This is a genomic window from Nocardiopsis flavescens (assembly GCF_900141985.1).
Lineage (GTDB): Bacteria > Actinomycetota > Actinomycetes > Streptosporangiales > Streptosporangiaceae > Nocardiopsis > Nocardiopsis flavescens.
The window spans coordinates 62,346-84,511 of the sequence record NZ_FQZK01000022.1 but is presented as its reverse complement, the minus strand read 5'-3'; the positions used below and the strand labels follow the sequence as shown (position 1 = coordinate 84,511).

At 75.2% G+C, this 22,166-nt stretch carries 18 protein-coding genes; 9 read left to right on the top strand and 9 right to left on the bottom strand.

Annotation, left to right across the window (positions count from 1 at the left end; translation table 11 throughout):
* Nucleotides 1-58: 58 nt before the first annotated feature.
* Entirely contained in the window at nucleotides 59-1,627 is a 1,569-nt protein-coding gene (locus tag BUE45_RS25660) for a polyamine aminopropyltransferase (RefSeq protein ID WP_073382803.1), read from the top strand.
* Nucleotides 1,628-1,939: 312 nt separating this feature from the next.
* On the opposite strand, the gene BUE45_RS25655 is transcribed toward BUE45_RS25660, so the two are convergent.
* The 6 genes from BUE45_RS25655 to BUE45_RS25630 form a co-directional block, all read right to left on the bottom strand.
* The gene (locus BUE45_RS25655) at nucleotides 1,940-3,364 is read right to left on the bottom strand and encodes an NAD(P)/FAD-dependent oxidoreductase (RefSeq protein ID WP_073382801.1); all 1,425 of its coding nucleotides are present in this window, start codon (nucleotides 3,362-3,364) and stop codon (nucleotides 1,940-1,942) included.
* Between the two features lie 58 nt (nucleotides 3,365-3,422).
* Nucleotides 3,423-4,262 carry an ABC transporter permease gene (locus tag BUE45_RS25650; RefSeq protein ID WP_073382798.1) on the bottom strand — a complete coding sequence of 280 codons (840 nt, stop codon included), beginning with the start codon at nucleotides 4,260-4,262 and terminating at the stop codon, nucleotides 3,423-3,425.
* A complete protein-coding gene (locus BUE45_RS25645) occupies nucleotides 4,259-5,116 on the bottom strand; it encodes an ABC transporter permease (protein ID WP_073382796.1) in 858 nt (285 codons plus the stop codon). The genes BUE45_RS25650 and BUE45_RS25645 overlap by 4 nt, the downstream gene beginning before the upstream one ends.
* Before the next feature lie 24 nt (nucleotides 5,117-5,140).
* Complete coding sequence (locus BUE45_RS25640; RefSeq protein ID WP_084737849.1) at nucleotides 5,141-6,406, bottom strand: polyamine ABC transporter substrate-binding protein; 1,266 nt, start codon at nucleotides 6,404-6,406, stop codon at nucleotides 5,141-5,143.
* A 106-nt stretch (nucleotides 6,407-6,512) separates the two neighbouring features.
* A complete protein-coding gene (locus tag BUE45_RS25635) occupies nucleotides 6,513-7,685 on the bottom strand; it encodes an ABC transporter ATP-binding protein (RefSeq protein WP_073382793.1) in 1,173 nt (390 codons plus the stop codon).
* Nucleotides 7,686-7,760: 75 nt separating this feature from the next.
* Nucleotides 7,761-9,194, bottom strand: a complete 1,434-nt coding sequence (locus BUE45_RS25630) for a gamma-aminobutyraldehyde dehydrogenase (RefSeq protein WP_073382791.1) — start codon at nucleotides 9,192-9,194, stop codon at nucleotides 7,761-7,763.
* A 270-nt stretch (nucleotides 9,195-9,464) separates the two neighbouring features.
* Here BUE45_RS25630 and BUE45_RS25625 point away from each other — a divergent pair, with 270 nt between their 5' ends.
* Both BUE45_RS25625 and BUE45_RS25620 read left to right on the top strand, forming a co-directional pair.
* Nucleotides 9,465-10,841 (top strand): aspartate aminotransferase family protein, encoded by a 1,377-nt coding sequence (locus BUE45_RS25625; RefSeq protein WP_073382788.1) that lies wholly within the window; start codon nucleotides 9,465-9,467, stop codon nucleotides 10,839-10,841.
* A 453-nt stretch (nucleotides 10,842-11,294) separates the two neighbouring features.
* Entirely contained in the window at nucleotides 11,295-11,771 is a 477-nt protein-coding gene (locus BUE45_RS25620) for an excalibur calcium-binding domain-containing protein (RefSeq protein ID WP_073382785.1), read from the top strand.
* Between the two features lie 38 nt (nucleotides 11,772-11,809).
* On the opposite strand, the gene BUE45_RS25615 is transcribed toward BUE45_RS25620, so the two are convergent.
* Nucleotides 11,810-12,202 carry a hypothetical protein gene (locus BUE45_RS25615; protein ID WP_073382782.1) on the bottom strand — a complete coding sequence of 131 codons (393 nt, stop codon included), beginning with the start codon at nucleotides 12,200-12,202 and terminating at the stop codon, nucleotides 11,810-11,812.
* Between the two features lie 88 nt (nucleotides 12,203-12,290).
* The gene (locus tag BUE45_RS25610; RefSeq protein WP_073382779.1) at nucleotides 12,291-14,246 is read right to left on the bottom strand and encodes an N-acetylmuramoyl-L-alanine amidase; all 1,956 of its coding nucleotides are present in this window, start codon (nucleotides 14,244-14,246) and stop codon (nucleotides 12,291-12,293) included.
* A gap of 142 nt (nucleotides 14,247-14,388) precedes the next feature.
* Here BUE45_RS25610 and BUE45_RS25605 point away from each other — a divergent pair, with 142 nt between their 5' ends.
* From BUE45_RS25605 to BUE45_RS25580, 6 genes are all read left to right on the top strand, one after another.
* The gene (locus BUE45_RS25605; protein WP_073382777.1) at nucleotides 14,389-15,870 is read left to right on the top strand and encodes an NAD(P)H-hydrate dehydratase; all 1,482 of its coding nucleotides are present in this window, start codon (nucleotides 14,389-14,391) and stop codon (nucleotides 15,868-15,870) included.
* Nucleotides 15,871-16,039: 169 nt separating this feature from the next.
* Nucleotides 16,040-17,113: a hypothetical protein gene (locus BUE45_RS25600; RefSeq protein WP_143173480.1), complete on the top strand. Its 1,074-nt coding sequence runs from the start codon at nucleotides 16,040-16,042 to the stop codon at nucleotides 17,111-17,113.
* Entirely contained in the window at nucleotides 17,110-18,249 is a 1,140-nt protein-coding gene (locus BUE45_RS25595) for a hypothetical protein (protein ID WP_143173479.1), read from the top strand. The genes BUE45_RS25600 and BUE45_RS25595 overlap by 4 nt, the downstream gene beginning before the upstream one ends.
* On the top strand, nucleotides 18,246-19,307 hold the full coding sequence (locus BUE45_RS32715; RefSeq protein WP_073382769.1) for a hypothetical protein: 1,062 nt from the start codon (nucleotides 18,246-18,248) through the stop codon (nucleotides 19,305-19,307). Before BUE45_RS25595 ends, BUE45_RS32715 begins: the two co-directional genes overlap by 4 nt.
* Complete coding sequence (locus BUE45_RS25585; protein ID WP_073382766.1) at nucleotides 19,304-20,362, top strand: hypothetical protein; 1,059 nt, start codon at nucleotides 19,304-19,306, stop codon at nucleotides 20,360-20,362. Before BUE45_RS32715 ends, BUE45_RS25585 begins: the two co-directional genes overlap by 4 nt.
* A complete protein-coding gene (locus tag BUE45_RS25580) occupies nucleotides 20,350-21,600 on the top strand; it encodes a hypothetical protein (RefSeq protein WP_073382764.1) in 1,251 nt (416 codons plus the stop codon). The genes BUE45_RS25585 and BUE45_RS25580 overlap by 13 nt, the downstream gene beginning before the upstream one ends.
* Before the next feature lie 40 nt (nucleotides 21,601-21,640).
* Here the strand turns inward: BUE45_RS25580 and BUE45_RS25575 are convergent, their stop codons facing one another.
* Nucleotides 21,641-22,138 (bottom strand): NUDIX domain-containing protein, encoded by a 498-nt coding sequence (locus tag BUE45_RS25575; protein ID WP_073382761.1) that lies wholly within the window; start codon nucleotides 22,136-22,138, stop codon nucleotides 21,641-21,643.
* Nucleotides 22,139-22,166 lie beyond the last annotated feature (28 nt).

Below are 22,166 nucleotides of genomic sequence, written 5' to 3'. Positions count from 1 at the left end.
GCCCGGCGGTGGCGGCGGGCCGCGCGGCCCGCCACAGCACAGAAAGCAGCACCCCATCGTGATCGAGTCACCGGCCCCGCAGCGGGCCCGACTTCCGGTGCCGCCGCGGGTGGCCCGGTTCCTCGTGCTCACCGCGGTGTTCGTGTGCGCCGCCTGCGGCCTGGTCTACGAACTGGCCCTGGTCGCCATCGGCAGCTACCTGCTGGGCGACACCATTACCCAGGCGTCGGTGGTCCTGTCCGTGATGGTGTTCGCCATGGGCATCGGGTCGCTGCTGTCCAAGCGGTTCCAGGGCAGCCCCGCGGTGTCGTTCGCGGTCATCGAGGGCCTGCTGTCGCTGGTCGGCGGCCTGTCGGTCCTGCTGCTGTACGGCGCCTTCGCGTGGTTCTCCGCCTACCAGCCCGCCCTGGTCTTCCTGGCGTTCGTCATCGGCGTGCTCATCGGCATGGAGATCCCCCTGCTGATGACGCTCATCCAGCGCATCCGCAGGCAGGAGGCGTCGGAGGCGGTCGCCGACCTCTTCGCCGCCGACTACGTGGGCGGCCTCATCGGCGGCCTGGCGTTCCCGTTCCTGCTGCTGCCGCTGCTGGGGCTGCCCAAGGGCGCCCTGGCGGTGGGCGCGCTCAACGCGGTGGTGGGCGTGGCCGTGGTGCTGTGGCTGTTCCGCGCCGAGCTGTCCCGCCGCGCGTACGCGGGGCTCGCCGCCGGCCTCGTCGCCATCGTCGCCGTCCTGGGCCTGGCCTACCTGTACGCCGACCGGTTCGAGGTGGACGCCCGCCAGGCCATGTACCGCGACCCGATCGTGCACGCCGAGCGGACCGCCTACCAGGAGATCGTGCTCACCCGCTCGATCGACGGCCGGGACGTGCGGCTGTTCCTCAACGGCGACCTCCAGTTCTCCACCCTGGACGAGTACCGCTACCACGAGTCGCTGGTCCACCCGGCGATGGCCGGGCCGCACGAGAACGTCCTGGTGCTGGGCGGCGGCGACGGGCTGGCGCTGCGCGAGATCCTCGCCTACGACGACGTGGAGGCGGTGACGCTGGTGGACCTGGACCCGGCGGTGATCGAGCTGGCCTCCACCGAGCCGGTCATCACCGGGCTCAACGGGGACTCCTTCGAGGACCCGCGGGTGGAGGTGGTCAACACCGACGCCTTCCAGTGGCTGCGCGACAACCGCGGCGACTTCGACGTGATCGTCGCCGACCTGCCCGACGGCCAGGACGTGGGCCCCTCCAAGCTGTACTCGGTGGAGTTCTACTCCCTGGCGCGCCACTCCCTGGCCGACGACGGGCGGATGGTGGTGCAGGCCGGGTCGCCGTTCTTCGCCCCGGACGCCTACTGGAGCGTGGGCCGCTCCCTGGAGGAGGCGGGCCTGCCCGGGACGCCCTACAACGTGGACGTGCCGTCGTTCGGGAACTGGGGCTTCTACCTGACGTCCCTGGACGGCGCGCCCGAGCTGCGGCTTCCGCAGGACGCACCGCCGCTGCGGTTCCTGGACGCGGCCCTGCTGGAGGCCGCCCAGGTGTTCCCGCGGGACCGTCGCGAGGACGGGGACGTCGCGGCGTCCACGCTCATGCACCCGCGCATCATCGCCTACCACCAGGGCGCCTGGCGCGGCTACTGACCGGCCCCGGCCCCGCCCCGGGAGGCCCGTGCGGCACCTCTCGCCGGTGCCCCGGTCCGTGGGCACCTCTCGCCGGTGCCCCGGCCCGGGCGTACCCGGGCCGGGGCGGACCGACACCGCGCGGCCTGGTGTGTCGGGCCGGTGGGCGGCCACGCGGTGGACCACGGGGGAGGACACGGGAGGAGCCTCCCGTGACCGGCTCCATCCTTGCCCACCGCGGGGGAGCGGCGCGCTCGCCGCGCCGCCCCGGGCAATCCCTTACCCGGTCCTAGCAACCCTTTTCCGACACGGCGCGCGGACCGCCGCGAAACGTCAGCTGTCGAAACCCATGCCCAGCGCGTCCAGGCTCCGCAGCCACAGGTTGCGCCGCCCGCCGTTGCGGTCCGCGGCGGCGGTGGCCCGCAGGGTCAGCCCGATGCCCGCCGAGCGCACCGGCTCGGGCGGGAACGGCAGCGGCTTCTCCCGCACCATCCGCAGCCGGGTCCGCTCGGTGTCCAGCCCGTCGAGCCGGTCCAGCATCACCTGCGCGCCGAACCGCGTCGCCCCCACGCCCAGCCCCGTGTACCCGGCGGCGTAGGCCAGCCTGCCCCCGTACCCGGTCCCGAAGAACGCCGAGAACCGGCTGCACGTGTCGATCACCCCGCCCCAGCCGTGCGTGAAGCGCACGCCCTCCAGCTGCGGGAACGTCGTGAAGAAGTGCTCGGCCAGCCGCCGGAAGGTCTCGGGCCGCTGGTCGTACTCCGGCCGCACCGCGCCGCCGTAGTGGTGGACGACGTCGTACCCGCCCCACAGGATCCGGTCGTCCGCCGTCAGCCGGTAGTAGTGGAAGAGGTTCGCCGCGTCCGAGAGCCCCTGGCGCCCCCGCCACCCCAGCGCCTCCCTCTGCGCCCCGCTCAGCGGCTCGGTCACCAGCGCGTAGTCGTACACCGGGGCCAGGTAGTGCCGCAGCCGCCGCAGCGGCCCGGGGAACGCCCCGGTGCCCCAGGCGACCCGCGGCGCGTGCACCGACCCGCCGCGCGACTCCAGCCGCAGCCCCGCGGGGGCCGACCGGATCGCCCGCACGGGGGTGTTCTCGAAGATCCGCACCCCCAGCCGCAGGCACGCCTCCCGCAGCCCCCACGCCAGCTTGGCCGGGTGCACCATCGCCACCCCGTCGGGCTCGTACAGCGCGCCCTGGTAGGTCGGCGAGGACACCTCGGCCCGGGTCCGCTCCGCGTCCCACACCCGCGCCCGGTACCCCAGCGCCTCCATCGCCCGCGCGTACTCCCCGAACCCCTCGGCCTGCCAGGGCTCGGTGGCCACCAGCAGCTCGCCGGTGCGCTCGAACCCGCAGTCGATCCCGTACCGCTCCACCGCCTCGCCGATGGCGTCGAGGTTGGCGCGCCCCTGGCGCTCCAGCTCCGCGACCTCCCCCGGCCACCGCTCGGCGCCGTTGTCGTACCCGTGGGTGAGGCTGGCCGCGCAGAACCCGCCGTTGCGCCCGGACGCCGCCCACCCGGCGGTGCGCGCCTCCACCAGGACCACGTCCCGGCCGGGGTCGCGCTCCTTGGCCAGGAGCGCCGTCCACAGCCCGCTGTACCCGCCGCCGACCACGGCCAGGTCGGCGAACACGTCGCCCGCCAGCGCCGGGGCGGCCTCGGGGACGTCGTGTCCGGGCACGTCGGGGTCGAGCCAGAAGACCCGGGGCAGCAGGCCCCTCAGCGCCTCGCAGGCGCCCGCGCCGACCGGTTCGGCCATGGGTATCACACACTTCCGTCGGTGGGAGATGACTCGGATGCGGCCCGGGGCGCCGGTGTCAGGCGCGGCGCCTGGCCGCGACGACGTTGATGACGGCCATGGTGAGCCCGACCGCGAACAACAGCGTGCCCATGACGTTGACCTGCGGGGGGATCCCGACACGCGTGGCGCCCCAGATCCACAGGGGGAACGTGTTCACGTCGCCGCTCACGAACGTGGTGATGATGTAGTCGTCGATGGACAGTGCGAATGCCAGCAGCCCGCCCGCCATCACGGCCGGGAACAGCATCGGCAGCGTCACCAGCCGGAACGTGGTCCACGGCCCGGCGCCCAGGTCGCGGGCCGCCTCCTCCAGGCTCGGGTCCAGGGTGATCACCCGGGCCCGCACCGTGATGGCGACGAACGACACGCAGAACATCACGTGCGCGACGACCGTCGTCCAGTACCCGGTGGTGACGTTGAGCATGAGGAACGTCGACAGCAGGGCGGCGCCCAGGACCACCTCCGGGGCGCTGATCGCCGCGAACATCACCAGGTTGGTGAGCTGCTTGCCGCGGAAGCCGAACCGGCCCAGGGCCAGGCCCAGCAGGGTGCCCAGGACCCCGGCGACCACCATCGTCAGCAGCGCGATGGTCACCGAGTTGAACATCGCCTCGTTGAGGTCGGGGTAGGCGAAGGCGTTGGCGTACCAGTGGAGGGTGAACCCCTGCCAGGTGATGTTGTGCCGCCCGGCCGGGTCGTTGAAGCTGAACACGACCATGAACGCGATCGGCGCGAACAGCCAGGCCAGCACGGCCCACGTGTACCAGCGGCCCCAGTCGGTCCGGCGCCGGGCCCGGCCGGGGGGCCGCGCCGGGACCGCCTGCGCGCGGTCCCCGGTGTCGAGTGCGGCACTCACGACGTGTGCACCTCCATGACCCGCTCCGTGCCCAGGGCCCTGGCGTAGCTGAAGATGCCGACGAGCAGCAGCCCCATGAGCACGAAGGTGATCGACGCGGCGATCGGGTAGTTGTTGTTGACCAGGTACTGGGTCTGGATGACGTTGCCGATCATCGTGTTGTGGGTGCCGCCCAGCACCGACGCGTTGACGTAGTCGGCGCTGGTCGGGATGAACGTCATCAGCACGCCCGCGAACACGCCCGGCAGCGACACCGGCAGGACCACGTGCACGAACGCCCGCACCCGGTTCGCGTACAGGTCGTGCGAGGCCTCCACCAGGTGCGGGTCCATCCGCTCCAGCACCGCGTAGATCGGCAGCACCATGAACGGCAGGAAGTTGTAGGCCAGGCCCAGGACCACGGCGGGCGCGGTGTTGAGCACCGCGAACCCGTCCGGGAGCAGCCCCAGGTCCTTGAAGGTGCCCAGCACCACCCCGTTGTCGGACAGGAAGAACCGCCACGAGATCGTCCGCAGCACGAACGACACGAAGAACGGCAGCAGGAGCAGCAGCAGGTACGTGGACTTGTAGGCGCCTCCCCGGAAGGCGATCCAGTACGCCACGGGGTAGCCGACGGCGATGCACACCAGGGTGGCGCAGCCGCCGTAGAGGAGGGAGCGCAGGATCTGCTCCCAGTAGGTCCCGACGGCGTCCGCGTAGTTGCCCACCGCGAAGGTCTGCTGGAAGCCGGTGATCACGTTGCCCGTGGTCAGCGACAGCGACAGCATCCCCCCGATGGGGACCACGAAGAACAGCGCCAGCCAGGTCCACGCCGGGAGCACCAGCACGTAGGGCGTCAGCTTGCGGTTTCTCATGGGAACTCTCGGGATCGCTCGGCGTCAGCTCTGCGTGACGGCCTGGAAGAGGGACGAGAAGCCCTCCTGCTCCCCGGTCGGCAGGACGACGAAGTTGTGCAGGTTCTGGTAGTCGGCCTCGGTGGGGAACACCAGGGGGCTTTCCGCCATCGCGGCCAGCGCCTCGCCGCGCTCGCCGCCGCCCTCGGCGGCGGCCCACTCCAGCATGACCTCCTGGGCGTGCGGCACCGGGGAGATGTAGGAGATGTACTCGGTGAGGCCGGTGGCGACCTCCGGCTCGTACAGGAAGTCCATCAGCTCGATCGCGTCCACCGGGGCCTGCGTGGTGTACGGGATCATGAGGTTGTCCGTCCACAGCGTGGCGCCCTCCTCGGGGATGACGAACTCCAGGTTCGTCCCCTCCTCCGAGTTCTGCTGGTAGATGTCGCCGGACCAGGCCATGGTGATCCACAGGTCGCCGTTGGTCAGCGGCTGGATGAAGTCCTGGTCGTAGTAGGCGCGCACGACGCCGGAGTCGCGCTGCTCGCGCAGCTTCTCCGCCGCCGCCTCCCAGTCCTCGGGGGTGGAGTCGGCCGGGGTGGCGCCGGTGGCCAGCAGCCCGAAGTTGGCGATCTCCTGCGGGTCGGAGAACATCCCGACCTTGCCCTCGAACGCGGGGTCCCACAGGTCCTGGATGCTGGTGATCTCCCGGTCGATGAACTCCGGGTTGTAGGCGATGCCGGTGATGCCCGACGCGTAGGGGACCGTGTACCTGTTGCCCGGGTCGAAGGCGCTGTTCCGGTAGATCTCGCCCGCGTACTCCGCGAAGTTCGGCAGCCGCGCGTGGTCGAGCTGGACCAGGTAGCCGAGCTCGATGAGCTTGGCCAGCTCGAACCCGTTGGGCAGCACGATCAGGTCGTAGCCCAGGTCGTCCTCGTTGGCGAGCCTGGGCTGGATCTGCCCGAAGAACGACGCCGCCTCCTGCACGTCCTCCTTGTACTCCACCCGGATCCCGGTGGACTCGGTGAACTGCTGGATCTGGGTGCGCTCGGAGTCCATGTACAGCGGCCAGTTGGCCCAGCGCAGGCTCCCGGTGCGCTCCCTGCCCTCCCAGAAGTTCGCGTCGGCGGCCGGGTCGCGCTGCTGGCCCCCGACCCCGCACGCGGACAGGGCCAGGGCGGCCGCGGCGGCGCCGCCCGCCTGGAGGGTGCGCCGCCGGGTCGGGCCGGACGGCGCCAGCGGGCCGCGGCGGGCCCGGGTGAGGCCGCGCAGGAGTGCGGGGTCGAGGCCGGCGCGCGAGCGGTTCTTCATGGTCGTTCCTTGGTGTCCGGTGGTCCGCCGGGGGAGGGGCGGGGTGCGGGGGGTGGGCGGCGCCGGTCGCGGCCGGCGCCCTCGTGGCCGTGGACCGGCCGCGGTCTCAGGCGGGCAGTGCGGCCGAGTGGCGGGCGGGCCAGGACAGCCACACCCGGTCGCCGCGGTCGGCGGCCAGGGCGGAGTCCGAGGAGTTCTGGAGGTGGACCGTGACGGTCCCGCCGCCCCCGATGTCCACCTGGTAGTGGGTGGCCGCGCCGGTGTAGACGGTCTCGGCCACGGTCCCCGGGACGGCGCTGACACCGTCGCCGGGCGCCTCGGTGCCGAGGCGGATCTTCTCCGGGCGCACGATCAGGTCCACCTCGGAGCCGACCGCGCCGGAGCCCTGCGAGGCCAGGGCCGCGGGCAGCTCGGCGAGCAGCGCGGTGGCGCCGTCGCCGACCTCCACCCGCCACACCCCGCCGGACTCGCCGCGCACCGTGCCCCGGACGAGGTTGCCGGTGCCGATGAAGTCCGCGACGAAGCGGGTCGCCGGCCGCTCGTACACCTGCGCCGGGGTGCCCAGCTGCTCGACCCGGCCGTTGTTCATCACCGCGATGCGGTCGGACATGGTCAGCGCCTCGCCCTGGTCGTGGGTGACGTAGACGAAGGTGATGCCGACCTCGCGCTGGATGCGCTTGAGCTCCACCTGCATGGTCTGGCGGAGCTTGAGGTCCAGGGCGCCCAGGGGCTCGTCGAGCAGCAGGGCGGCGGGCCGGTTGACCAGGGCGCGCGCCAGGGCCACCCGCTGCTGCTGGCCGCCGGAGAGCCGGGACGGGCGGTGCCCGGCCCGGTGCCCCAGCTCGACCAGTTCGAGCATCTCGCCGACCCGGCGCCTGATCTCGTCCTTGGCGACCCGCCTGCGCCGCAGGCCGAAGGCCACGTTGTCCGCGACGCTCATGTGCGGGAACAGCGCGTAGCTCTGGAAGACCATGTTGACGTCGCGCCGGTTGGCGGGCACCCCGGTGACGTCGCGCCCGTTGAGCCGGACGACGCCCGCGGTGGGCTCCTCGAAGCCCGCGATCATCCGCATGGTGGTGGTCTTGCCGCAGCCGGAGGGCCCCAGCAGGGAGAAGAACTCGCCCCGCTCGACGCCCAGGTCCACGCCGTCGACGGCGTGGACGGTCCCGGACCCGGAGCGGAAGGACTTGAACACCCCCTCCAGGCTGATCGCGGGCCCTGGCGGGACGGCTGTGTCCGCGGCCGGTGTCCCCGGTGCGGTGGTGCTGGTGGAGGCCATGGTGGGGGTGGTCCTGTCGCTCGCTCGATCCGTACCGGGAAGCGGCCGGTCCGCCCGGGCGGACCGGCCCGGGCGTCACTCGCCGATGTAGCTCATGACGTGCTTGACGCGGGTGTACTCGTCGAAGGAGTACATGGACAGGTCCTTGCCGTACCCCGAGTGCTTGAAGCCGCCGTGCGGCATCTCCGCGGTGATGGGGATGTGGGTGTTGATCCACACGCACCCGAAGTCGAGGCGGCGCGAGACGCGCAGCGCCCGGGCGTGGTCCCTGGTCCACACGCTGGAGGCCAGCCCGTACTCCACCGAGTTGGCCCACGCGACCGCGGTGTCCTCGTCGGTGAACCTCTGCACGGTGATGACCGGTCCGAAGATCTCGTCGGTGACCAGCTCGTCGCCCTGGCGCAGGCCCGAGACGACGGTCGGGGCGTAGAAGTAGCCCTTCTCCCCGACCCGGGAGCCGCCCGCCAGCACCTCGGCGTGGTCGGGGGCGCGGTCCAGGAAGCCGCTCACCCGCGCGAGCTGGTCCGCGTTGTTGACCGGTCCGAACGCGGCGCCGGTGTCACTCGGCGGTCCGGTGACGGTGCCGCGGGCCTGCTCGGCCAGGGCCGCCGCCAGGTCGTCGTGGATCCCCGGGGCGGCGAGCACCCGGGTGGCGGCGGTGCAGTCCTGCCCGGCGTTGAAGTACCCGGCCTCGGCGATGCCCGCGGCGGCCCGCTCGATGTCGGCGTCGTCGAACACGATGACCGGGGCCTTGCCGCCCAGCTCCAGGTGCAGGCGCTTGAGGTCCTTGGACCCGGACCGCGCCACCTCGTACCCGGCCCGGGTGGAGCCGGTGAGGGAGATCAGGCCCGGGACCGGGTGCTCGACCAGGGCGCGGCCGGTGTCGCGGTCGCCCGCGACCACGTTGAACACGCCCGGCGGGAGGAACTCGGCGGCGATCTCCGCCAGCAGCAGGGTGGAGACCGGGGTGGTGTCGGAGGGCTTGAGGACGATGCTGTTGCCCGCGGCCAGGGCGGGGCCGATCTTCCAGGCGGCCATGGCCATCGGGTAGTTCCACGGGGTGATCTGCCCGACGACGCCCAGGGGCTCGCGGCGGATCCAGGAGGTGTGGTCGGCCAGGTACTCCCCGGCGGCCCGGCCCTCCAGGTTGCGCGTGGCGCCGGCGAAGAAGCGCAGGGCGTCCAGCACCTGCGCGATCTCCTCGCTCCTGGTGAGCCCCACGGGCTTGCCGCAGTTGCGGACCTCGGCGGCGACGAGGTCGTCGGCGCGTTCCTCCACCCGGTCCGCGAACCTGTTGAGGGCGATCTGGCGCTCGGCGGGGGTCTGATCGCGCCACCCTCCCTCGAAGGCGGCGCGGGCGGCCTGGAACGCGGCGTCGACGTCCTCGGCCGTGGAGACCGGGGCGGTGGCGAACACCTCGCCGGTGGCCGGGTCGACGAGGTCGCTGCGGATTCCGTCGGCCGTGTCCACGTATTCGCCGTTGACGAAGTTGCGCAGGTCTTGGGTCACGGTGCTGTGCTCCCGGGTCGGTCGGCGCGTCGGTGCGCCGACGTGGCGGTTGGGGCGCGCGCGCAGAGCGCTGTGATCTGCCACACTGCCACCCGTCAACAGCGAGATCAAGATGTACCAATGGATTCCGTTGTAAAGATTAGGTTTCTCAACGGATACTTGACAGAACGTGGATGGGTGCGACTATTTCTATTGAGAGGGTCGTGCACGGGACCCCGGGGGAGATCCGCGCGCGGTCCCCGCGACACACGACGAGACTTGGAGCACCGAGTGGCAGCGCACACGAGCCCTGAGCACCTCCAGCGGGCCGCCAGGGACCACCTGTGGATGCACTTCACCGAGATGGCCGCCTACGACGGCGCCGACGTCCCCGTCATCAGCCGCGGTGAGGGCGCGTACGTCTACGACGACAGGGGCAAGCGGTACCTCGACGGGCTCGCCGGGCTCTTCGTCACCCAGGTCGGCCACGGGCGCACCGAGATCGCCGACGCCATCGCCGCGCAGGCCCGCGAGCTGGCCTACTTCCCGATCTGGACGTACGCCCACCCCAGGGCCGTCGAACTCGCCGAGCGGATCGCCTCCCTGGCCCCCGGCGACCTGAACCGGGTCTTCTTCACCACCAGCGGCTCCGAGGCCGTGGAGTCCGCGTGGAAGCTGGCCCGCCAGTACTTCAAGGCGATCGGCGAGCCCACCCGGCACAAGGTGATCAGCCGGCGCATCGCCTACCACGGCACCAGCATGGGCGCGCTGTCCATCACCGGCCTCCAGGGCATCAAGACCCCGTTCGAGCCGCTGGTCCCCAGCACCCTCCAGGTGCCCAACACGAACTTCTACCGGGCGCCGCACCACGGCGACGACGCCGAGGCGTTCGGCCGGTGGGCCGCCGACCGGATCGAGGAGGCGATCCTCCAGAACGACCCGGACACCATCGCCGCGGTGTACGTGGAGCCCGTGCAGAACTCCGGCGGCTGCTTCCCGCCGCCGCCCGGGTACCTGCGGCGGGTCCGCGAGATCTGCGACCGCTACGGCGTGCTCATGGTGTCCGACGAGGTCATCTGCGCGTTCGGGCGGCTGGGGGAGTACTTCGGCGCGACGAGGTACGGGTACGTGCCGGACATCATCACCTTCGCCAAGGGCGCCACCAGCGGCTACGTCCCGCTGGGCGGCATGGTCGCCCGGGAGCGGCTGATGGAGCCGTTCCGGGAGGAGGGCGCCAGCTTCCTGCACGGCATCACCTTCGCCGGGCACCCGGTGGCCGCCGCCGCCGCGCTGGCCAACCTCGATCTGTTCGAGAGCGAGGGCGTCCTCGACAACGTGCGGCGCAACGCGCCGGTGTTCCGGGCGACCCTGGAGAAGCTGCTGGACCTGCCGATCGTCGGCGACGTGCGCGGCGACGGGTTCTTCTACGGAATCGAGCTGGTGAAGGACAAGGAGACCAAGGAGACGTTCACCGCCGAGGAGTCGCACCGGCTGCTCAAGGGCTTCCTGTCGGGCGCGCTGTTCGACGCGGGGCTCATCTGCCGCGCGGACGACCGCGGCGAGCCGGTCGTCCAGCTCTCCCCGCCGCTCATCTGCGGCCCCGAGCAGTTCGAGGAGATCGAGTCGGTCCTGCGCAAGGTCCTCACCGAGGCCTGGAACCGGCTGTAGGCCCCGCCGCCCCGGCGAGGCACCCGGGGCGGGCGGGCGGCCCCCGGGGCCCCGCTTCCGCTGCGGTCCCGGGCGCGGGCCTGCCGGGGCGCGGGGTGCGCCCGTTCTCCGCCCGGTTCCGTGCCGTTCGCCGGGGCCATTCCGGGCGCGGGCCTGTTAGGTCCGTGGTGGTCGGGGCGCCCGCTCTCCGTCCGGTCCCGGCCCGTCCGGCGGGGCGGTGCGGGAGGGCCGGCCCGCGGTGGGGCGCGCGGCCGGTGCGGCGGCAGGGGCCCGTGCCGCCGGCCGCCCGGGGGGGCGGACGCGGCAGGAGTGCCTGCATTCATGCATCTTTTGCGATAAGCCGGACATGGGGCACTGTGTTCGGATACGTTCGTTGACCACGGTCCCGGTGTCCCCACCCGGCCCGAGAACACCGCGATGCCCGCTCCGTCGCCCCATCCCCCTGGAGCGGTCATGACCTCACCTGCGTACCCGCCGTCCGCGCCCGCCGGCGCCCCCCTGCCCCGCGGCGGCAAGATCGGCCTCGGTCTCCTCGGCTGCGGGGGCGCCCTGGTCTTCGCGGTTTTCATCGGCTCCTGCGCCGCGGCCCTGGGCGGCGGCGGGACCGGAACCGCGGCCCCCGTGCCCGTCACCGCCACGGTCTCCGCGACGGTCACCGAGACCGCCACGGAGACGGAGCGCGAGGAGGTCGAGGTGGAGGTCACCGCGACCGAGACGGTCACCGTCACCGAGACCGTGACCGAGCGCCCCGAGAGCGGCGGCGGCGGTGAGGGAGGCGGCGGGGGCGACGACGACGGCGGCGGTGCCCCCGTCCACTTCCAGAACTGCGACGCGGCCCGCGCCGCCGGGGCGGCGCCCGTCCGTCGGGGCGACCCCGGGTACGGATCGCACCTGGACCGCGACGGCGACGGGGTCGGCTGCGAGTGGTAGCCGGTGCGCGCGGCGGCCGTCCGGAGCGGCCGGGCGGGTCAGAGCGGCCAGGTGAAGACGTCCGCCTCGGCCTCCACCAGGTGGGCGTCGGCCTGGCCGAACTGGATCACCCGCACCCCCACCCGGCCGCCCGCGGGCACCGTGCCCTTCCACGAGTAGGCGAACCTGCCCCGCCCGGTCGCGTGCACCTCGCTCCCGGCCGGGCGCTCGGAGACCGGGTCGCCGCCCGCGTCGAACTCCACCGCGCGCAGCTGCACCTCCGTGCCGGGGGTGATGCCCATCAGGGTCACCCCCACCGACAGGTCGTAGCGCCCCTCCGCCGCCAGCGCCGGGCCCCCGTCCCTCCCGCCCCCGTCGAACTCGATGTCGTGCCAGACCGCCGGCGGCAGGGTGGCGCGGGTGTCCTTCGTGAAGCGGTGGTGCTCGGGCATGGGGCCTCCTCGGGGCCGGTCACCGGTCGCGTCCAGCATCCGGCCCCGGGGGGCGCCGATCAACCACCGGGCGCACCCGTGTCACCGGTCACTTCGGCCAGTAGAAGACCTCCGCGGTGGCCCGCGTGACGCTGGCCGGGCCGTCCCCGTTCTGGACCAGCCGCACCCGCACCCGGCGGCCCGCCGCCAGGTTGCCCTTCCACGCGTAGGTGAAGTGGCCGTTGCCCCCCGCGTGCACCGGGGAGTCGACGGGGCGGTTGCGGGCCACCTGCCAGCCCCCCTTCCCGTCGGGCTCGTACTCGGTGGCGCGCAGCTGCACCTCCGTGCCCGGCGTCAGCCCCTGGAACGTCACCCCCACCGACAGGTCGTACAGCGCGCCGTCCGGCTCGTCCGTGCCGACCAGCGCGTACAGGTCGCCGGCGTGCCCGTCGTGGCGCCGGTCGAACTTGAGGCTGGTCCACGCCTGCGGGGCCAGCTCCTGGGCCTCGTCCTTCTCGAACCTGCGGTGCCTGGGCATGTCGTCGTCTCCTTCGGATCCGCTCGGGGGCTTGGCGAAGGTGCCGTCCCGGACCATCCGGTAGGCCTTGTCGCCGGGACAGGAGGTGGCGATGAAGTCCCGGTGGCCCAGGACCTTGCCGGAGATGGAGGTGTCCGGCTCCATCAGCCACTGCCGCAACTGCCGGACCGCCTCGATCTGCTCGGGGGTGACGCGGTCCTTGGGCCCGGTCGCCAGCGTGACGCTGTAGTGCGAGGAGTTGCCGCCCGGCTGGGCGGCCTGGACGCGGTACAGCCCGCGCCCCTCCAGCACATGGCCGTGCGCGCAGGCCATGAACGAGTTCCCGGTGAAGTACGCGGTGCCCGCCCGCCGGGCCATCCACGTGCCGTCCGGGGTGGTCGGGCACCAGACGGGCCCCCAGTGGCGGACCCGCTCGACGGTGAACCCGTCGGTGCGCGCCGCCACCGCGCGGGGGCTGAAGCTCTGCTCGCCCGACAGCTCCACCCGCCACCCGCCGAGCGGGACGCCGCGCACCGACGCCGTCCGCCCGGCCAGCAGGGCGGCGAACCGGAACGCCTCCGCACCCGCCTCGTCCGGCCGGTCCAGGAACCGGCCGTCCCTCCCGGCCGCCGCCATGGTGACCCCCAGGAAGAGGTCGAGCTGGGCCCGGGTCAGCGACCGCAGGAACGCGTGCGAGGGCACCCTTTGGGGCATCTGCTCGGCCAGGGCTCCGTCGGCGCCCGCGGACAGCCGGAACACCGCCTCCGCCGCGGTGTGCTCCTCCCACCAGGCGGCCCCGTTCGGCGGCCCGGAGTCCGCGGACCCGGGCGACGGCGGGCCGAACAGCGCGTGCAGGGCGGCGCGCACCCGGGCCGGGTCCCCGGCCCGGCGCCGCAGCGGCAGGCGCAGGACCGTCCGCCCGCCCGGCACCGGCCACGCCCAGGCCACCAGCTCCACCAGCGCGTCGGGCCACTTGGCCTGCCCCGGCAGGTCCGCGCAGGACGCGGCGGTGCGGATCCGGTCGCGGACGGTCAGCTCCCCGCTGGTCGTCCAGGCGGGGGCGTACCCGCCGCCCGGGCGCGGGTCCCGGCCCGGTCTGCCGGTCCTGCGCTCCACCGGCCAGCGGTGGCCCGGGGTGGTCAGGGACGAGTGGTCGCGCCCCTCCATGAGGAGCAGCTCCCGCGGCACCGCGGGGAACACGTTGACCGCCGTCAGGGGCTGCCAGCGGGACAGGCCGGTGGTGTGGTCCAGGGTCAGGACGAGGTCGCCGGGGGCGAGGGCCCCCAAGCCCCGCCAGCCGTCCTCGGTGAGGATCTCCGTCGTCTCGTCGACGCAGTAGCCGATGTCCGCCCAGCCCCTGCTCGGCCCGGTGTGGAAGCTCCGCGTGCTCTTCCAGTAGGCGACGCAGGCCGAGTGGTCTTTGCCCGCGAGGTTCTGGTCGACGCTGTCGTAGTGGACGACGAGGCCTGATCGGGGATTCGCGCTGCCGGCCGGGGAGGGGCCCCAGCCGAGGTCGGACCGTGACACGTACTTGCTCGGTCGTGGCATGACTCCATTGTGTCAAGGAGGCACTCCGTTGTGTAGTCGAATGGTGATATCCGCTGGGAAAATCCCCGAGTGGCGCCTCCTGCGTCCCCGTGCCCCCATACGGCACGATGGTGCTTCCGCCACGATCCGGGGAGGTCCGCCCGTGCGCCACGCACACACCGTCGGCGTCGTCCGCGAGGCCGAGGCCGCGCTCATGGCCGGGCTCCCCGCGGGGGCGCTGATGCGCCGCGCCGCCGCGGGCCTGGCCGCGGAGTGCGCCCGCCTCCTGCCGCGCGTGTACGGGTCCCGGGTGGTCCTGCTCGTCGGCGCGGGGGACAACGGCGGCGACGCCCTCTACGCGGGGGCCGCCCTGGCCGCCCGGGGGGCGGCCGTCCGCGCCGTCCCGGCCGCGGACCGGGTCCACGAGGGGGGCATGGCCGCCCTGCGGGCCGCGGGCGGGCGCACCGTCCCCGCCGGCGCGGCCGAGGACGCCCTGTTCGACGCCGACCTCGTCGTGGACGGCCTGCTCGGCATCGGCGGACGCGGCGGGCTGCGTCCCCCCTTCGCCGCCCTGGCCGCGCTGGCCGCCAACGCCCCCGCCCGGGTGGTCGCCGTCGACCTGCCCAGCGGGGTGGACGCCGACACCGGCGAGGTGGCCGGGGCCGCCGTCCGCGCCGACGTCACCGTCACGTTCGGCACCCACAAGCCGGGCCTGTTCGTCGCCCCGGGGGCCGCCCGCGCGGGGCGCGTCCACCGGGTGGACATCGGCCTGGGCCCCGAACTGCCGGGCCCGGCGCTGGTGGCCTTCGACGACGCCGACGTCGCCGCCCTGCTGCCCGACCCGGGTCCGGAGTCCGACAAGTACAGCCGGGGCGTCCTCGCGGTCCGCGCGGGCTCGGCCCCCTACCGGGGCGCCGCCGTGCTCACCGTCGGCGGGGCGCTGCGCACCGGGGTCGGCATGGTCCGCCACGCGGGGGCCGAAGCGGTGGTCGACGAGGTGCTCGCCCGCTGGCCCGAGGCCGTCGCCGAGGTCAGGGACCCGCTGAGCAGCACCCGCCTGGACCCGGGCCGGGTCGCGGCGGTCGTCATCGGGCCGGGGCGCGGCACCCGGCCGGGCAACGCCGACGAGCTGCGCGCGGTGCTGGAGAGCGACGTGCCGGTGCTGGTGGACGCCGACGCCATCACCGTCCTGGGCGGCGGCCCGCTGGCGGACCTGGCGCGCGGTCGCACGGCGCCGACCCTGCTCACCCCGCATGCGGGCGAGCTGGCCCGGCTGCTGGGCGTGGACCGGGAGGCGGTGGAGGCCCGGCGGCTGGAACACGCCACCCGGGCGGCGCGCGAGCTGGACTGCACGGTGCTGCTCAAGGGCTCCACCACCCTCGTCGCCCACCCGGGCGCGCCGGTGGCGGCCGACACGGCGGGCACCCCGCTGCTGGCCGCCGCCGGGACGGGGGACGTCCTGTCGGGGATCGCCGGCGCCCTGCTGGCCACGGGGCTGCCCGCCGCCGAGGCCGCCGTCTGCGGCGCCCACCTGCACGGGCGGGCCGCCGTCCTGGCCCGCGCGGGGGCGCCGATCAGCGCCTCCGACCTCCTGGACGGCATCCCCAGGGCCATCCTGGAGCTGCGCGCCCACCGCCCCGCCTGACACCATGGACACCCCACCGGTCCCTCAGCCGGCCGGTTCCCACCGGCCGGGGCCGCGCCTCGGGGAATCAGGTCCGTCCACGGGGGTCCCGAGGAAACCGATCCGGGGCCGGGCGCGTCCATGAAGTGGACAAAGCGGATGTCGGTCGTGCCCCCGGAAGGAACTCCGCGTGAATCGTTCCCCCCGCGCACCCGAAGAGGGCCCCCTCGGTACGCCGCTCCCGTCTGAAACGGGCCCCAAGCCCGGTGCGGCCTTCGTCCGCGTCGCCGTCCTCATGCCCTTCTTCGGCTTCGCGGCGGCCCTCCTGCTGTCCTTCGGGGTGGGCGACGCCCTCACGCGCCTGGACTACGCGACCGGTTCGGCGACCGCCCCCGGCACCGTCCTGGAGGTCGACCGCGGACGGCCCGTCGTCGCCTTCACCACACCGGACGGCACCGGGGTCGTCACGGCCGCCCGGGGCGGACACCCGCGGGGCGGCCCGCCGGACGTGACGGTCCGCTACCTGCCCGACCGGCCGGAGGAGGCGATGGTCGACGGCGCCTTCTGGATGCCGCCCGTCCTCCTCGCGGTCCCCCTGCTCCCGGTCGCCGTCCTCCTCGTCCTGCGGCACCCGTCCGGGCCGCGCGCCCTCCTGTACCGGGCGCGGGTCCGGGCCCGCGCGGACGGACGTCCGCCGCAGGGCCCGCTGAACCTCCCCGTCGCCCTGCGCCTGGTGTCCGGCGGAGTCGTTACGGTCTCCGCGGCGGCGCTGCTCACCGCGTCCCTGGCCGCGTTCGGCGCCTGGGACGGAAGCGACCTGTTCCCGGCCCTGGGCCTGCTCGGCGCCGCCCTGCTCCCCGTCGGCCTGGAGCTGCTGTTCCGCGGGGCGCTCCGCTACCTGGAGCGCGCCCCCGCCGCGCGGGAGCCGGTCCCGCCGAAGCTGTTCGGCTCCGGGGTGTACCCGGCGCTGCTGGGCGCGGTCGCCGTCGCGGCGCCGATCGCGCTGCTGGTGTCCGTGTCCATGGCGCGCGACGTCGACACCCCCGAACAGGGGACCGCGACCGTGGTCGCCGCCGGCTGCGGCGACGCGGTGGGCGAGGCCCGGGGCTGCCGCGACCTGGTCGCCCTCGAATACGAGGTGGACGGCCTGACCTACACCCAGACCGCGGACGACCTGGGCATCGACTTCGCCCCCGGCGACCGGGCGCGCGTGGCCTGGGACGCCGACGACCCGAGCCTGGTCCGCGTGGAGGGCGTCCGGTGACCCGCAAGCGCCGCCGCCCCCGGCGTACACGCCGCCCGGCCCCGCCGCCCCGCCCGTCCCCGGCCGCCCCGCCGCCCCGCTCGGCGCGGGCCGTCCTGCGCGCGCGGGCCGCCCGCCTGGGAGCCCTGCCGTCATCCCGTCGGGTGTGGTCCTTCGCGGGCGGCACCTCCCTGTTCGCGGCCATGCTCGGCGCCCTGACGTTCGCCGTCGCCCCCTGGGTCGGGCGCTGGTTCGCCGTGGTGCCCCGCCGGGGCCGGATCGTCGCCGTCGAGGAGGGGCGGCCGGTCGTCCTGGTCGACGACGGCGCGGCGGAGCCCGTCCGGGTCGTGGCCCACGGGTCCTACACGCCGGGAGACCCCTGGGAGGTCACCGTCCGGCACGTCCCGTTCGTCCCCGAGGCCGCGGTCATGGGGGACCACGTCCCCCTCGGGATCCCCGTGGCCGCGGCGGTCCTGCTCTGCCTGGCCGTCCTCGCCGTCTGGGCCCCCCGGGGCCTGCGCGCCTCGTGGCTGCGCCGACGGCGCGCCCGCCCCCGGCTCGGCCGGGTCGGGGGCGCCGAACTCCGGGTCCCGGTCGCACTGCGGGCGGGCGCCGCCGCGGTGTCCCTGCTCACCGGTGCGGTCGCCGGCGTGCTCGGGAGCGCTCTGGCCGCAGTCTCCGAGGGCCTCGCCTCCGCGGGCGCCTTCCTGCTGATCTGTCTCGCCTGGCTGCTGGTCCCGGCGGGTGCCGCGCTGGCGGTCGGCGCCCTGTACCTGTACGCGGAACGCGCACCGGTCAAGGCCCGCCCCGCGGCCCGCGTCCGCGTCCTGCCGCGCGGGGCCGTGCGGGCGCTGCGGGCGGCCGCGGTGGTCACCGGGTGCGCGGGCGGCCTCGCGGCGGTCCTGGCGCAGGGGCCCGGGGCACAGCCCTCCTCCCCGACCGCCACGGGCACCGCCGCGGTCGTCGACGCCTGGTCGGCCAGGGCCCGCGGCGGGGACTGCCTGGGCCGGGCCCTGGTGGACTACACGGTCGCGGGCCTCCCCTACCGGACGACCCTGGACGTGGAGTGCGGGGACCTGCCGCTGCTGGAGGGGGCGGGCGAGATCCGGGTGCGGTGGCCCGCCGCCGCGCCCGAGCACGCGGAGTGGGTGCGGTGAACGGGCCCGGACAGGCGCACGCCGACCTCCTCGCGCGGCTCGAACCCGACCACCGCGTCCGCCGGGGCGACCGTCCCCTGCACGGCTGCGCCTTCCTCCTGCTGGTCGTGCCGGCCGCCCTGGTCGCCGGGCTCCTCCTCGGGCTCGTCCTCGCCGACCTCGCCGGCGCGGCCCTGCGGCGTGCCGCCTTCGCCGAGGAGGGCGTCCCGGTGCGGGCCACGGTGCTGGAGACCACCGCCACCCGGCTCAAGGTCGTGTTCACGACCGCCGACGGCGCGACCGTCACCACCTGGGCCGAGGGGGAGTACCGCCCCCACCCCGAGCACGCGGTCCCCCTCGTGCACCTCGCGGGCGACCCCGCCGTCGCGCGGGCGGCCGACCACGCCCCCCGGCCCGGGTGGCCGCTCCCGGCGGCCTGCTGCGTCCTCGCCTCCGCCGCCCTCTTCTCCCTCCACCACCGGCTCGGGTTCCGCGCCGGATGGTTCGTGCGCCGGCTCCGCGTCCACGTCCGCGGACCCGCCGAGCGCCCCCGGCCGGTGGTCCCGCTGCTGGTCACCGCCGCCGTCCTCGCCGCGCTCGCGGCCGTCCCCGCGGTCCTCGTCCCGGCCGCCGACCGGACCGCCGTGATCTCCGGCCAGGGGTACACGGCGCTCGCCGCCGTGCCCCCGCTGCTGCTCTGCGCAGTGGCCGCCCTGGTCCGCGCCGCGCTCCGCTACGCCGAGGACCGGCCCCTCACCCGCCTCCCGCGCCCCTTCCGGCCGCTGCCCCGGGGCACCGCCCGGACGGCGCTGGCCCTGTCGGCCGCCGCCGCGCTCACCGCCCTGGCCCTGTACGGGTCCCCCGCTCCCGTGTCCCGCCCCGTACCGGGCACGGCCGAGGTGGTGGGGGTGGTCGCCGGTGACGGGCGGCCCCGCCTGGAACTCCGCTACGAGGCCGACGGGATCGTCCACCACCGCTCCGTCGAGGTCGGCCGCGGAGCGGGGGAGGGGCTGCTGGAGGACGGCACCGTCGCTATCGTCTGGGATGCCGACGACCCCGGCCGCGTCCGACTGAGGTGACCTCCCTGAACCGCCGCACCGAACCCCGCCCCGACCGCTCCTGGCTGCTGTGGACGCCCTTCGCGGCCGTGCTCGCGGCCCTGCTCTGCGCGTGGGCCGCCCCGTGGGCCGTGCGCGGGTTCGCGCTGGTCCCGGCCCCCGCCCGGATCGAGGAGGTCCGCGACGGCGTCCCCCGGGTCCTGGTCGACACCGGCGCCGCCGCCCCCGTCGAGGCCGCCGCCCACGGCGCGCACGCCCCGGGCGGCCCGCTGGACGTCACGGTCCGGCACGTCCCCTCCCTGCCCGAGGCGGCGGTCCTGGCCGACCACCTCTCCCCGTGGCCGTTCGTCCTGCTCGCGGTCCTGGCCTGCCTCGCCGTCCCCGCGGTCTGGGGCCCCTCCGGGCTGCGCGCCGCCTGGAACCGGGGGCGCCGCCGCCCCTCCCCCCGGAGCCGTCGCCGCCGTCCCCGCCCCGACCGCGACCGCGACCGCGGCGCGCGTCTGTGGCGCCCGGTGCTGGCCGGCGCGGTCTCGGGGACCCTGTGCGCCGCGGCCGGAGCCCTCCTGGCCGTGCGGGGCCTGGTCCTGGCCGCCGTGAGTACGGAGGACTTCCCCGACCTCGGCGCGGTCGCGCCGCTCACCGCCGCCTGGCTCCTGCTCCCGGCCGGGGCCTTCCTGGGCGTGCGGGCCCTGCTGCGCTACGCCGACCGCGCCCCGGTGCGCACCGTCCCCGCCGAGGTGCGCACGCTCCCCGCGCGGCTCTCCTCCGGCCTCCTGCTCTGCGCCGTGGCCCTGGCCGGCACGGCCGCGGCCGGCGGGTGGGCGTGGGGCCTGTACCGCGAGCACCGGGCCATGGCCGCCACCGACACCGGGACGGCCCTGGTGTCGGAGGTCCGGGAGCGGGACGTGCGCGGCGGCTGCCGGGCCGAGGCCGACCTGCACTACACGGTCGCCGGCCTGTCCTACGGGGCCACCCTCGACGTCCCCTGCGAGGACACCGGGCGCCTGCGCTCGGAGCGCTTCGTGGACGTCGAGTGGTCCAGGGCCCGTCCCGAGTACGTGAGGTGGACGCCGTGACCGGCGGCGCCGCGGACCCGCACGGCGACCGGCACCCGGAAGGGCGGCAGGGCCCGCAACCGCACCCGCACGGGGACCCTGGCCCGCGCCCGGACCCGGACGGGGCACCTCATCCGCACCCGCACCAGGACCAGGACGGGAACCCGGACCCGCGCCAGGACCAGGACGGGAACCCGGACCCGGACCGCGCGGCCCTGCTCGCCTTCCTCGAACGCCTCAAGCGGGACCGCGGCCTGCCCCTGTGGCACCCGCGCGGCCCCCGGGCGCACCCCTTCCTCGCCTTCTGCGCCGTCGTGGTCCTGGGCGGCCTGCTGGGAGGCTCCGTGTACCTCACCGCCGCCGAACTCGTACGCGGCGCGGCCTTCGGGCACCACGCCCGCACCGTCGCGGCCACCGTGGTGGAGGTGCGCCACGGCGACCCGGTGGTGTCCTTCACCGCCGCCGGGGGCGAGCGGGTCACCGCCCGCGCCCACGGCGCGTACCGGCACGGCGCCCCGCGCGAGGTCGCGGCCCGCGTCCTGGACGGGCACCCCGGGGAGGTGGCCCTGGCCGACCACCGGTGGACGCCCTGGTGGGTGCTCCCGCTCGGGGCCGCGGCGGTGTTCGCCGTGCACGCCCGCCGGGCGCCCACCGGGATCCGCGGCGGCTGGGCCTGGCGCCGGGCCAGGACCCACGTCAGGGGCCCCGAACCGGGCGGCTGGACCCGCCGGGCCGCGGCCCGCCCCGCGCTGGGCGCGGCGGCGCTGCTCACGCTCGCCGCCGCCCTGGCCGCGCTGCCCCTGGCGCTGGGCGACGTGCCCGGCCTGGCCGCCGACCCCGGGGGCCTCGTCCCGCTGGTGCCCGCCACGGTGTGCGTCGTGGGCGCCGCGACCGTGGCGGTCCGCGCCGCCTACCGGTGGGCCGAGCGCGTCCCCGCCCCGGAGCCGCCGCGCCCGTTCCGGCCGCTGAGCCCGGGCTGGTTCTGGGTTCCGGCGCTGGCGGCCCTTGCGTCTGCGGCGGTGTGGGGGATCGCCGCTCCGCTGGCCGACCGCCCCGAGCACCAGGAACGGGGCACCGCGGAGGTCGTCGGCGTGGACTGCGAGGTACGGGGCCGGGGCGCCTGCACCCCCCGCCTCGTCCTGCGCTACGAGGTGGACGGCCTGCCCTACGTCGAGGAGGTCGGGGGCGGCCACGTCCGGGGCGGGGTGCCCGTCGAGTGGGACCCCGACGACCCCGCCGACGTGCGGATCGCACGCTGAGCCCGGGTCCGGTCCCGCGCCCGCCCGCCGCGCGGACCGCTCAGCGGTCCCGGGCGGCGTCCAGGCCGAGTTTGACGATGTCGGTGATGAAGTAGTCCCCCGGGTCGCGCGCGTCCCGCAGCAGCGGCAGCGCCTCCTCGTCCACCCACAGGAACTCGGTGTGCTTGCCGGCCTCCAGCCGGGGCGCGTCCAGGTCGCCGTCCACCCGCACCAGGTAGTCGACCTCGTGCCGGGTCAGGCCGTCGCCCGGGTCCCAGTCGAGCCGGAACAGCTCGGCCTCCACCCGGCGCAGCCGCCAGCCGGTCTCCTCCTCTACCTCGCGGACCAGCCCGGCCAGCATGGTCTCCCCGGGCTCGACGTGCCCGCCCACGATGTCCCAGCAGTGCGGGAACACCTTGCGGTCGGGGGAGCGCCGCTGCGCGAAGATCCGCCCGTCGGGGGCGGCGATGATCGCGCCCGCCACGTGGGTGCGCCCGTCGGAGGTGTCGGGGAAGACGATCCCCGGCGCCACCTCGATGTCGTCGATCCCGTGCGTCATCGGACCTCCCCGTGCTCGGCTGCGGTCC

Bases quoted from the DNA above. Each gene is read 5' to 3' on its own strand.
- BUE45_RS25575 (WP_073382761.1), bottom strand. From the start codon at position 22,138: ATGACGCACGGGATCGACGACATCGAGGTGGCGCCGGGGATCGTCTTC.
- BUE45_RS25645 (WP_073382796.1), bottom strand. From the start codon at position 5,116: ATGAGAAACCGCAAGCTGACGCCCTACGTGCTGGTGCTCCCGGCGTGG.
- BUE45_RS25610 (WP_073382779.1), bottom strand. From the start codon at position 14,246: ATGCCACGACCGAGCAAGTACGTGTCACGGTCCGACCTCGGCTGGGGC.
- BUE45_RS25655 (WP_073382801.1), bottom strand. From the start codon at position 3,364: ATGGCCGAACCGGTCGGCGCGGGCGCCTGCGAGGCGCTGAGGGGCCTG.
- BUE45_RS25615 (WP_073382782.1), bottom strand. From the start codon at position 12,202: ATGCCCGAGCACCACCGCTTCACGAAGGACACCCGCGCCACCCTGCCG.
- BUE45_RS25640 (WP_084737849.1), bottom strand. From the start codon at position 6,406: ATGAAGAACCGCTCGCGCGCCGGCCTCGACCCCGCACTCCTGCGCGGC.
- BUE45_RS25620 (WP_073382785.1), top strand. From the start codon at position 11,295: ATGACCTCACCTGCGTACCCGCCGTCCGCGCCCGCCGGCGCCCCCCTG.
- BUE45_RS25635 (WP_073382793.1), bottom strand. From the start codon at position 7,685: ATGGCCTCCACCAGCACCACCGCACCGGGGACACCGGCCGCGGACACA.